The 10,794-nt window shown below is 66.4% G+C and carries 9 protein-coding genes; 2 read left to right on the top strand and 7 right to left on the bottom strand.

Annotated features, from left to right (window positions below; translation table 11 throughout):
• From ABD243_RS12380 to ABD243_RS12405, 6 genes are all read right to left on the bottom strand, one after another.
• The coding region (locus tag ABD243_RS12380; RefSeq protein ID WP_344366050.1) for a heat shock protein transcriptional repressor HspR at positions 1 to 354 on the bottom strand (354 nt) is incomplete at its 3' end.
• 15 nt (positions 355 to 369) lie between these two features.
• Complete coding sequence (locus tag ABD243_RS12385; RefSeq protein WP_202615863.1) at positions 370 to 1,353, bottom strand: DnaJ C-terminal domain-containing protein; 984 nt, start codon at positions 1,351 to 1,353, stop codon at positions 370 to 372.
• Between the two features lie 253 nt (positions 1,354 to 1,606).
• Positions 1,607 to 2,272, bottom strand: coding sequence for a nucleotide exchange factor GrpE (locus tag ABD243_RS12390; RefSeq protein WP_202615864.1), 666 nt, complete (start codon positions 2,270 to 2,272; stop codon positions 1,607 to 1,609).
• Between the two features lie 2 nt (positions 2,273 to 2,274).
• A complete protein-coding gene (dnaK, locus tag ABD243_RS12395) occupies positions 2,275 to 4,137 on the bottom strand; it encodes a molecular chaperone DnaK (RefSeq protein ID WP_091252708.1) in 1,863 nt (620 codons plus the stop codon).
• A gap of 331 nt (positions 4,138 to 4,468) precedes the next feature.
• Positions 4,469 to 4,903, bottom strand: coding sequence for a hypothetical protein (locus ABD243_RS12400; RefSeq protein WP_344366061.1), 435 nt, complete (start codon positions 4,901 to 4,903; stop codon positions 4,469 to 4,471).
• A gap of 91 nt (positions 4,904 to 4,994) precedes the next feature.
• Positions 4,995 to 5,783 carry a TetR/AcrR family transcriptional regulator gene (locus ABD243_RS12405; RefSeq protein WP_344366064.1) on the bottom strand — a complete coding sequence of 263 codons (789 nt, stop codon included), beginning with the start codon at positions 5,781 to 5,783 and terminating at the stop codon, positions 4,995 to 4,997.
• A gap of 124 nt (positions 5,784 to 5,907) precedes the next feature.
• Here ABD243_RS12405 and ABD243_RS12410 point away from each other — a divergent pair, with 124 nt between their 5' ends.
• Positions 5,908 to 6,870: an NAD-dependent epimerase/dehydratase family protein gene (locus tag ABD243_RS12410; RefSeq protein WP_344366069.1), complete on the top strand. Its 963-nt coding sequence runs from the start codon at positions 5,908 to 5,910 to the stop codon at positions 6,868 to 6,870.
• Between the two features lie 25 nt (positions 6,871 to 6,895).
• Here the strand turns inward: ABD243_RS12410 and ABD243_RS12415 are convergent, their stop codons facing one another.
• The gene (locus ABD243_RS12415) at positions 6,896 to 9,106 is read right to left on the bottom strand and encodes an MMPL family transporter (RefSeq protein ID WP_344366073.1); all 2,211 of its coding nucleotides are present in this window, start codon (positions 9,104 to 9,106) and stop codon (positions 6,896 to 6,898) included.
• A 268-nt stretch (positions 9,107 to 9,374) separates the two neighbouring features.
• On the opposite strand from ABD243_RS12415, the gene ABD243_RS12420 reads away from it, so the two are divergent.
• A complete protein-coding gene (locus tag ABD243_RS12420; protein WP_344366076.1) occupies positions 9,375 to 9,905 on the top strand; it encodes a MarR family winged helix-turn-helix transcriptional regulator in 531 nt (176 codons plus the stop codon).
• Positions 9,906 to 10,794: the final 889 nt, after the last annotated feature.

Consider the following 10,794-nt stretch of genomic DNA (forward strand, 5'->3'; position numbering starts at 1 on the left):
CAGGCTGACGACGTCGCCCGCGGCTCCCGCGGCGAAGATGCGGGAGTCCAGAGCACGGGGGCGGCGTTCAAGTTCTTCGCTCAGCTCGGCAACACGCCGTTGCAGGGCTGCCACCTGGTTCTCCAGCTGCAGGATCCGTTTGATGCCTTCGAGCGAGACGCCCTCCTGGGAAAGCCGCTGGACCTCGCGGAGCATGTTCACATCGCGCTGCGAATAGCGCCTCGATTTGCCCGGGGCGCGACTGGGCGAGACGATCCCCAACCGGTCGTACTGGCGCAGCGTCTGCGGGTGCATGTCCGCCAGCTCGGCGGCAACGGAGATGACGAAGATCGGCTGATCGAAGTCGATGGCCATGGCTGGACTCCGTTCCTAGAGCCGGGCCTTGGCTGCCAGGCCCGCGCGGACGTCCTCGTCGGCAGTGGCCGCGGCGAAGGCCTTCACGGCTTCCTCCGCTTCCTTGCTCAGCCGCCGCGGGACAGCGACGTCGATTGTCACCAGCAGATCGCCGGTGCCGCTGGCGTGCTTGACGCCGCGGCCCTTGACGCGCAGCGTGCGGCCGGACGGCGTCCCTGCGGGGACCCTGACTTTGACCTTGTCGCCGTCGATCGTCGGAACCTCGACATCGGCGCCCAGGGCCGCCTCCGGGAAGGAGACGGGGACGTGGATGCGGAGGTTTTCGCCATCGCGGACGTAGAAATCATGGGGCTTCACGGAGACGGTGACCATGAGGTCGCCGTAGCCGGCGGGACCGTGCTGGCCTTTGCCGCGAACGCGGACCTTCTGCCCGTCCTTGATGCCTGCCGGAATGCGGACGTCGATGACCTCGCCGTCGGGTTCACGCAAGCCGATCGTGGTACCGCGGATGGACCCGGCAAATGAGATCGAAGTGGACGCGGTACGGTCCGCGCCCTTCTGCGGAGCGCGCTGGAACGACTGGCCGCCGCCACCGAACCCACCGCCGCCAAAGAGATCGGCGAACTCGGGCGGAATGCCGCCGGCGGTGCTGTAGCTGCCGGAATGGCGTCCCCCGCCGCCGGTGAAGAGTCCGCCGAAGAGGTCTTCGAAACCTGCGCCGCCGGCAGCCCCGCCGCCTCCGCCGGGGGCAAAGCGCGCGCCGCCGCCCATCGCCCGGATGGCGTCATACTGCTGGCGCTCATCGGCGTCGGACAACACGGAATAGGCCTCGGAGATGTCTTTGAACTTCTTCTCCGACGCCGCATTGCCCGCGTTGGTATCCGGGTGGTGTTGCCGGGCAAGCTTCCGGTAAGCCTTCTTGATATCGGCGTCGGAAGCGTCCTTGGCGACACCAAGGATCTTGTAAAAGTCCTTGTCCACCCAATCCTGGCTAGCCAATGGCGTTTCCTTTCAAAAGTCATGCAGAGTGCGCTTCGCAGATGATGGGCCCCCGCCCCTTCGCGTGGTGGCTTGGTCCTGACGGACCCAGCCACCACGCTCCGGCAGGCCCGATGCCACTCCCGGGGCCCATCATCTGCTTCGCGCTGTTTGTCCACTCACTTTAGGCGAGCAACACGCTGGCGCGGAGGCCGGATAGGGGGCGGCGGTGTGGAGGGCACCGCCCCCTATCCGGCGTAGCGCCGAACGCAACCTAGGCAGGTACCGCGACGATGACCTGTGCCGCGCGGAGGACGCGGTCGCCGGACTTGTAGCCCGAACGCAGGACCTGGCTGACGGTATCGAAGTCGATATCCGTGCCGGGCTGCTGGATGAGGGCCTCGTGGATCGTGGGGTCGAACTCCACGCCGGTCTCATCGATGCGAACCAGTCCGTACGTCTTCAGCGCAGTCTCCAGCTTGGTGGCAATCGCGGCGAAAGGTCCGTCCGCGAGGTCACCGTGCTGGCGGGCGGCGTCGACGTCGTCCAGTACCGGCAGCAGGGCGTTCAGGACGCCGATGACGGCCATCTCGCCCGCGACGGCACGGTCGCGTTCGACCCGCTTGCGGTAGTTGACGTACTCGGCCTGCAGGCGGCGAAGGTCATCCCTGAGCTCCTCCGCCTCGGCGGCGCCGGCTGCGCCCTGGGCCACCGAGTCGGCGGCGGGCACCTCAACGCTGTTGAGGATGTCCTCCGCCTGGGACAGTGCGTCCCCGGAGTCCGCATGGTGTTCCTGGTCAGGGTGACGGGCCTGGCCGGTCTTCGGATCGACCTTGCGGTTGTCGTGGATCACCGGCTTCTGCGGCTCGTTTTCCCGCTGTTCAGCGTCACGCCGGTTCTCGGAAGAACCGTGCTCTTCTTCGTTACCGTGGTGCGGCATGATTACTTCTTCTCGTCTTCGTCAACGATTTCGGCGTCGACGATGTCCTCGTCGGAGCCCGCAGCCTGCTCGCCTGCGGGGGCACCGTGGGCGCCGGCGGCGCCGTCAGGGGACCCTGCGTGGGCGTAGATGGCCTCGCCGAGCTTGCTCTGGGAAGCCTGCAGCTTCTCGAACGCGGTCTTGACGGCGGCGTCGTCGGTGCCTTCGAGGGCTGCCTTGAGAGCGTCGACGTCGGCCTTGACCTCGGTCTTGACCTCTTCCGGCAGCTTGTCGGCGTTGTCCGCAATCAGCTTGTCCACGGAGTAGGCGAGCTGTTCGGCCGTGTTGCGGGTGTCGGTTGCCTCGCGGCGAGCCTTGTCCTCGGCTGCGTGCTCCTCGGCGTCACGGACCATGCGGTCGATGTCTTCCTTGGACAGCGCGGTGCCGCCGGTGATGGTCATGGACTGTTCCTTGCCGGTGCCCTTGTCCTTCGCCGAGACGTGCACGATGCCGTTGGCGTCGATGTCGAAGGTGACCTCGACCTGCGGGACGCCGCGGGGGGCCGGAGCGATGCCGGTCAGCTCGAACGTGCCCAGCGGCTTGTTGTCGCGGGTGAATTCACGCTCGCCCTGGAAGACCTGGATGGCCACGGACGGCTGGTTGTCATCCGCGGTGGTGAAGGTCTCGCTCCGCTTGGTGGGGATGGCGGTGTTGCGCTCGATCAGGTGCGTCATGATGCCGCCCTTGGTTTCGATGCCCAGGGACAACGGGGTGACGTCGATCAGGAGCACGTCCTTGCGCTCACCCTTGAGGACACCGGCCTGCAGGGCGGCGCCGACGGCGACGACCTCATCCGGGTTGACGCCCTTGTTGGGTTCCTTGCCGCCGGCCAGTTCCTTGACGAGGTCGTACACGGCCGGCATGCGGGTGGAACCGCCGACGAGCACGATGTGGTCGATCTCGGAAAGCTTGATGCCGGCTTCCTTGATGACGTCCTGGAACGGCTTCTTGGTACGGTCCAGCAGATCCTTGGTGAGGTCCTGGAACTTGGCGCGGGTCAGCTGCTCGTCCAGGTGGACCGGGCCGTCGGGGGTGACGGACAGGTACTGGAGGGAGACGTTGGTGCTGGAGGACGAGGAGAGTTCCTTCTTGGCCTGCTCGGCTGCCTCACGGAGGCGCTGCAGGGCGATCTTGTCCTTGGTGAGGTCGATGCCCTTGACCTTGAGCTGGTTCAGCAGGTAGTCCACGACGCGCTGGTCCCAGTCGTCGCCGCCGAGGTGGTTGTCACCGGCGGTGGCGCGGACCTGGATGGTGGAGAAGTTGTCTTCGTCCTTGCCGACCTCCAGGAGGGAGACGTCGAAGGTGCCGCCACCGAGGTCGAAGACCAGGATGAGTTCGTCTTCCTTGCCCTTGTCCAGGCCGTAGGCCAGTGCGGCCGCGGTGGGCTCGTTGACGATGCGCAGGACGTTCAGGCCGGCGATTTCACCGGCTTCCTTGGTGGCCTGGCGCTGGGCGTCGTTGAAGTAGGCCGGGACGGTGACGACAGCGTCGGTGACCTTTTCCCCGAGGTAGGACTCGGCGTCGTTCTTCAGCTTCATGAGGATACGGGCGGAGATTTCCTGCGCCGTGTACTTCTTGTCATCAATGGCGACGGTCCAGTCGGTGCCCATGTGGCGCTTGACGGACGCGATGGTGCGGTCAATATTGTTGACGGCCTGGCGCTTGGCGATCTCGCCGACCAGGACCTCGCCGGACTTGGAGAACGCGACGACCGACGGCGTGGTGCGGCCACCCTCGGCGTTAGCAATGACGGTGGGCTCGCCACCTTCGAGAACGGAGACGACGGAGTTAGTGGTTCCGAGGTCAATACCTACTGCACGTGACATGGGTTGCTTCCTTACTTTCCTTGGAATCTTTGAGGAATCCTCGGACCACAGTGCTTCCAACCACAGCGTGGTTCTAAGCACAAAGGGTCCGACCGTTATTGAGCGATCTACACTCAACTTTACCCAAGCCCGGATTTAAGTCAATCCAAAGTTGAGCGCAATCGACTCAACTTTGCTCGAGCCGCGGTCGGCGGCCTCTCTTTGCCGCCCGAATTCCCCGGATTTCAGGCCCTCCGGCGCGCTCCGGGCCGTGTTTCGCCCTGCGCGAACCTTCAGCGCCCAGACCCCCGCGGCGGACGGCCCCGCGGGGGCGGACCGCTGCCTGCGCTACTTATCGATCGACGTCCCCGGACGATTCGCCCGCTGCCTGCCGGCCGGCACGCTCGGCGCCGGCCGTTCCGGCGGTTCCGTAGTCACCTTCGGGGTACTCTGCTTCCTCGGCCACGGACTGCTCGCCGGAGACCTCGGGCGCCGAGACTCCGGCGTCGCCGTAGTCGCCCGCGGCGTAGTCGCCCTCCACCTCGCCAACCGCGGCCGCACCGGCCAGGCCGGCGTCGCCGTAGTCCCCCGCCGGGTACTCCCCCTCTACAGCCGTGGGCGGGACTTCGCCGGCCGTGCCCGCGGTGCCGTAGTCGCCCTCGACATACTGCCCCTCGGCTTCTGCTTCGTAGGACACGGTCTCGTCCGACACGTTCCTTTCCGGCATGGTCTCGTCCGGCGTGTTCTTTTCCGGCAGGTTCTCTTCAGGCGTGTTCTCTTCAGACATGGATGGATCCTTCCTGAAAGCTTCGGGTGCGCCCGTGCGGGCGCAGGGGCAGTCTACCGAGCGCCACCGCGGGGCAACAGGGGAACCCGCTTCACCGGGCGGCGGCCGCCGGCAGCCCGGCGACGTCGGCGAGCACCGCGAGGTGATGGTCGAACAGCTCCTCCCGGGCGGTGAACGTTTCCTCGCCGTACTGGCCGAAGGCTTCGAAGCTGACCGCGCCGAAGAGCGAGGTCCAGGCGAGGGCACCGCGGGCCAAGAGGTCATCCGGGACGGCCAGGCCGAACTCGGCGCGGATTTTCGCCAGATCACCGCCAAGTCCGGCGGCGACGGCAGGGCCCCGCCAGCCCTGAACCGAAAGCTGACCGGCCCGGAAGGCGCCGTCGAGAATTGCCATGAGGGCGAAAATCACCCGCGTCCCGGGGCCGGTGGTCCGCTCGGCGGGCGCGCGGTACCCGGGCACCGGGCTGCCGAAGAGAAGGGCGTAGCGGGACGGTTCGCGCAGTGCCCAGCCCCGGACCGCGCGGCCCAGCGCCGCAAAGCGGCCGCCGAAGTCACCTTCCGGCACGGCCCCAACGGCGGCATCCACTTCATCGCCGAGTTCGTTGTAGGCGTCAATCAGCAGGAGGGTCAGCAGCTCTTCCCGGTTCTCCACGTAGCGGTAGACCGCCGAGGAGACGACGCCCAGATCCCGGGCGACGGCGCGGAGGGACAGGGCCGCGGCCCCATGCAGCGCCAGGTGCTCCCGGCCCAGGCGGAGGATGTCGGCCACAGTCCGGGCGCGGGCCCGTTCCCGCGGGGTCCGGGGCCTGGAAGCCGCGGCGGCGGCCCCGGCGTTCTCCTTGGCGGCTTTAACGGCGGCATGGGCACTGTCCTCGGGCATGCATCCAGCATGTCACGGACAAGAGCACTGTCAACAAATGTGAGCACTGCTCTTGACTTACGTTCGCCTGGCGGCGCATTCTGAACTTAGAGAGCACTGCTCTCATAATTCTAAGGAGATCAGAATGACCCAATCCGGCGCCTCGGGGCGTACCCCATCCCGTCTCTTCGTCGTCACCGGCGCCGGCCCCGTGGGCTGGACGGTGACGGAACAACTGGCAGCCGCGGGTCACCGCGTGCGCGTCCTGACGAGGTCCGGAAGCGGGCCCGCCCACCCGCTGGTCGAGAGAATGTCCATTGATGTTTCGGACCCGGCCCGGCTCGGCGAGGCCTTCCGTGGCGCCGCGGCCGTCTTCCATTGCATCCACGGCTCGCGGTATAGCGCCGAAGCCTGGGCCCGGGAACTGCCGCAGGCAGAGCAAAGCGTGCTCACCGCGGCAGCCGAGGCGGGCGCCGTCGTCGTCTTCCCGGAAAGCCTGTACTCCTACAGCGCGCCGGAACGGCCCATGACCGAGGAGGGCCCCCGCGAGGCCCAGGGCGGCAAACGGGGTGTCCGGACGGCGCTCCTGAAGGCTCGGGCCGAGTCCGCAACGGACACCGTGAGCGTGGTGGCAGGCGATTTCTTCGGGCCTCGGGTCCGCACCGCGCACTCCGGCGAGCGCATGGTGAAGCCCGTACTGGCAGGCAAATCCCTGATGGTGATCGGACGGACGGATCAGCCGCATTCCTTTACCTACGTTCCTGACCTCGCGGCCGCCATGATTGCGGCGGCCGACAAGCCGCAGGTGTGGAACCGGGTGTGGCATGCGCCCACCGGACCGGCGCTGACCCAGCGCGAGATCGCCGGGGCATTCGCCAACGCGGCCGGCGCCCGGTCCCCGCGCGTCACGGCGTTGCCCGGCTGGGCGCTAAAGGCGATGGGAGTGTTTTCGCCCGATATGCGGGAACTGGTGGAGACGCTGTACCAGTTCGAGCGCCCGTTCGTGATGGATTCCGCCGCGAGCCAGGCCGCTCTGGGGCTGGCGCCCACGCCGCTGCACGAAGCAGCCGCCGCCACCGTCGCCTGGTGGGGGGACCAGGGACAGTGACGGCGGCTGCGGTTTTGGGGTCCGGCTAGCGGACTCCGGCTTCTTCGTTATCCGCAGTCCGGGGGAACGGGACGTCGGCTCGGGCCGCGGCGTCGTTCTCCGGCCGGCCGAGCTTGCCCGGCCACCAGATCCGCGGGCCGATGTCGTAGGCCAGCGCGGGCACCAGCAGCGAGCGGACCAGCACCGTGTCCAGCAAGACGCCGAACGCGACGATGAAGGCCAGCTGCACCAGGAACATGATCGGGATGACCCCCAGAGCCGCGAAGGTGGCCGCGAGGATCACGCCCGCCGAGGTGATGACCCCGCCCGTCACGGCGAGGCCGCGCAGGATACCGGCCCGGGTGCCGTGCTTGATCGACTCCTCCCGGACCCGGCTCATGAGGAAGATGTTGTAGTCGACGCCCAGCGCCACGAGGAAGACGAAGCCGAAGAGGGGCACTGTTGCGTCCGCCCCCGGGAATCCGAAGATGTTGTTGAAGACGAAGGCCGAAACGCCCATCGCCGCGCCGTAGGACAGGACCACGGAGGCGACCAGCAGGACCGGCGCCAGCACCGAACGCAGCAGCAGCATGAGGATGACCAGGATGACGCCCAGGACCACCGGGATGATGGTGACGAGGTCGCGCTGTGCGGTGGTATTGGTATCCAGTGCGGTGGCCGTCACGCCGCCGACCAGCACGCCGCTGTCAATCGTCTTCAGTTCCTGGCGGAGCGACACCACGACGTTTTCGGCGTCATTTGAGTCCGCAGCGTAGTTCAGCGTCGCGTTGATCAGAACCCTGCCATCCCTGACTGCCGGGGCGGCCGGTGCGCCCGGGGCTCCGGTGATGACCGGGGCGCCGCCCTCGGCCAGCAGGTAGGCGTCGCCGACGCCGTCGCTGGCTTTGGCCTTCGCCAGAACCTCCTGCGCCTTTGCCTCGTCGGCCACGATTACCGCCGGGCTGCCGGATCCGGCGTCGAAGTGCCGGCCCAGGGCTTCCTGCCCGTCGACGGCGTTGGAGGCAGTGAGGATGACATCGGTCTGGGCGACGCCGTTGGCTTTGAGCTGCAGAAGGCCGGTCCCCGCCACGAGAAGCAGAAGGACCGAGGCCACCCAGACTGTGCGCGGCCGACGCGAAACGAGCGAACCTGTGGCCCGCCAGAGTCCCTTCTGGCCCTCCAGTCCCGTGACCAGTTCCGGCTCCCGTTCGGTTTCCGGAAGCAGCTTCGGCCGGAACGGCCAGAACGCGGCGCGGCCAAAAAGCGCCATCAGGGCGGGCAGCAGGGTCAAGGCCGCGAAGAGCGCGCAGAGAATGCCCGCGGCGGCTACCGGCCCGAGCGCCTTGTTGGAGTTGAGGTCGGAGAACAGCAGGCAAAGCAGCGCAATGATCACCGTGGCGCCGGAGGCCAGGATCGGCTCCCAGGCGGCCTTCCACGCCGTGATTGCGGCAGCCGTGCGGTTGGTGGTGTGCGTCAGGGCTTCGCGGAACCGTGCCACGTACAGCAAGGCGTAATCGGTGGCCGCACCGATCACCAAGATGGACAGGATGCCCTGGCTTTGGCCGTTCAGCTGGATCCAGCCAGCTTTCGCCATGCTGAACACGAGCAGGATCGCGGCGCACAACGCGAAGACCGAGGTGAGCAGCACCATGATCGGCAGCAGCAGGGAGCGGTAGACGATCAGCAGGATCAGGAACACGGCGCCGAGGGCCACGAGGAGCAAGATGCCGTCAATTCCGGCAAAGGCACTCGCCAGGTCCGCCGCAAGGCCAGCCGGCCCGGTGACGAACGTCTGCATTCCCGCCGGCGCGGATGCTTGAACCTCATTGCGCAGTTCCTTGACCACCGCCTTCACTTCTGCCGAGGAAGCGATGGGCACCACGAACTGAACCGCCTTGGCATCCGCGGAGGGGATAGGGCCAATCACCGTGCTGCCGACCTGCATCGCCTCCAGCCTGCCCTTGAGTGCGGCGGCTTCGCCGAGCTCGGCCGGGGTGAAGGCGGTATCGCTCTCGACCACGATCACGGCGGGGATTTCCTTGGAGTCCCGGAACTTGGCCTGCCAGTCCTGGGCCTCGGTGGCCTCGGCCCCGGCGGGCAGGAAGGAAGCCTGGTCGTTGGATGAAACCTCACTCAGACGGCCAAACGTCGGGCCGCCTATGGCGGCGATCGCCAGCCAGGCCACTACCAGCACTGCGGGAATCAGCCAACGCAGCCAGAACGGTACGCGCGTCGTCGGGGGCGAAGTCGTTTTCATGTGTCCTTCTAGGGTGCGATTCGGAGGGGACGAGGAATCAACTCCATAGTAGACTATCTCCATCATGGAGATAACCCCGAAGCGCGTGTGCCGGAGGAGAATGGAAGCACAGCCGGCGCCGGCCCGCTCGCGGTAGATACTGCGGTAAACGCTGCAGCAAACACTGCAGTAAACTCCCGAGGGCGCCGTCGACGACGCCGACCGGCCGCGGTCAGACCGCCGCGGCCGCATTCAGGGACGCCACATCTAGGGACAAAGGAGGTCCGCAGTGTCAGCCGAATCCCGGGGCCCATCCGAAGACACAGCGCCCCCCGACGCGGCCGGCCCGCCTCCGCTCGTCCGGCTCCTGCAGGAATTCAACCTCGAAGCCAACCGCTACGTGGACTCCGCCGGCGGCCGCAACGACATGCACCGCACGGACCTGAACGCCCTGGCCGTCATCATGCAGCACACGGCACGGGACCAGATCGTCACTCCGGGCGTGCTCAGGAAAGAGCTGAACCTCAGCTCTCCCGCCACCACCGCGCTGATCGACCGGCTCCACAGTTCCGGCCATGTGGTCCGCGAACGCGAGGGCGCGGACCGCCGGCAGGTGCAGCTGCGCATGACGCCCAAGGCCTACCGGGACGGCGGCGCCATGTTCCTTCCGCTGGCCCGCCACATGGGCGCGGCGATCGAAAACTTCACGCCGGAGGAACTGGAGATTGTCACCCGGTTCATGAACTCCATGATCGAGGCCACCGTCCGGGCCGGCGAAGAAGCGGCGCGTGGCCCCGCGCCGGACAGCAGCCCGGGCTGACTTACAGCCGCTGCTGATCCGCAGCCTGCGCCGTCTGACACTCCAGCGCCAGAAGCTCATCCGACGCGAGAGCGATTTCGAGTGAGCAGAGCCTTCTTGAAGTGGGCTTCGGCAGCATCCACCTGAGCTGCGGGCGGCCTGGGCGGGAAGACTGGGAGGATGCTGAATTGGAAGTGATGTCGATGAATGAAGTCGATGCGATCCAATTCGCGGAAGGCAGAGTTACCACCCTCCCGTTCATTGCTTAGGCGCTCCATCGTGCGAGAAAGCACTCGGGACTCGACGGAAATCCAAGAAAAGGTACAGGTTAAAAACCTACCGTTGCGTCGTGGCACAGCAACGCAGCCAACGGCATGCCACGACGTCTTTTCTCCCCAAAAATAGCGATGCCCGCCCCCAGCGAAGCGAGGTCCCCGCACACACCTGGCCAACAAGCCGCGCCTCAAGGGCTTTGAGAAATTCCGTTTCGACTCGACGAAGCCGGTCAGCTAGCACAATTCTGAATGACACTTCGGGGGCATTCATTATCTTGAGCAAACACTCTTCACGTACTTTGTCGACTTCATTAGAGCAAACACACAATTCGGGGGGATAAATTGATATCAAATAGAGTCGGTGCCATAGGTCGCATTTTCAGTCCGGCACGCACAGCACTCATAGCACTCTTTGCGGTGCTCCTTTCACTTATCACGGCTGCGCCCTCCCTAGCTGCGACGGCAGAGACTGAGCCCAACAACACCATGGCCACAGCAACAGTGGTGCCCTTGGGAACCACCATCTCCGGTTCAACACTGAGCGCAAGCTACTACGACACCGATTACTACGCCATCGACCTACCCAAGGCAGGCCGGGTCGGCCTGAACTTCAAGTTCCCCGCCGGCCTCGGAAC

Source organism: Arthrobacter humicola (assembly GCF_039531445.1).
Lineage (GTDB): Bacteria > Actinomycetota > Actinomycetes > Actinomycetales > Micrococcaceae > Arthrobacter > Arthrobacter humicola.

What these genes read in the sequence shown, in the direction of transcription:
- dnaK (WP_091252708.1), bottom strand. Translation starts at nt 4,137, where the DNA reads ATGTCACGTGCAGTAGGTATTGACCTCGGAACCACTAACTCCGTCGTC.
- ABD243_RS12400 (WP_344366061.1), bottom strand. Translation starts at nt 4,903, where the DNA reads ATGTCTGAAGAGAACACGCCTGAAGAGAACCTGCCGGAAAAGAACACG.
- ABD243_RS12415 (WP_344366073.1), bottom strand. Translation starts at nt 9,106, where the DNA reads ATGAAAACGACTTCGCCCCCGACGACGCGCGTACCGTTCTGGCTGCGT.
- ABD243_RS12405 (WP_344366064.1), bottom strand. Translation starts at nt 5,783, where the DNA reads ATGCCCGAGGACAGTGCCCATGCCGCCGTTAAAGCCGCCAAGGAGAAC.
- ABD243_RS12410 (WP_344366069.1), top strand. Translation starts at nt 5,908, where the DNA reads ATGACCCAATCCGGCGCCTCGGGGCGTACCCCATCCCGTCTCTTCGTC.
- ABD243_RS12390 (WP_202615864.1), bottom strand. Translation starts at nt 2,272, where the DNA reads ATGCCGCACCACGGTAACGAAGAAGAGCACGGTTCTTCCGAGAACCGG.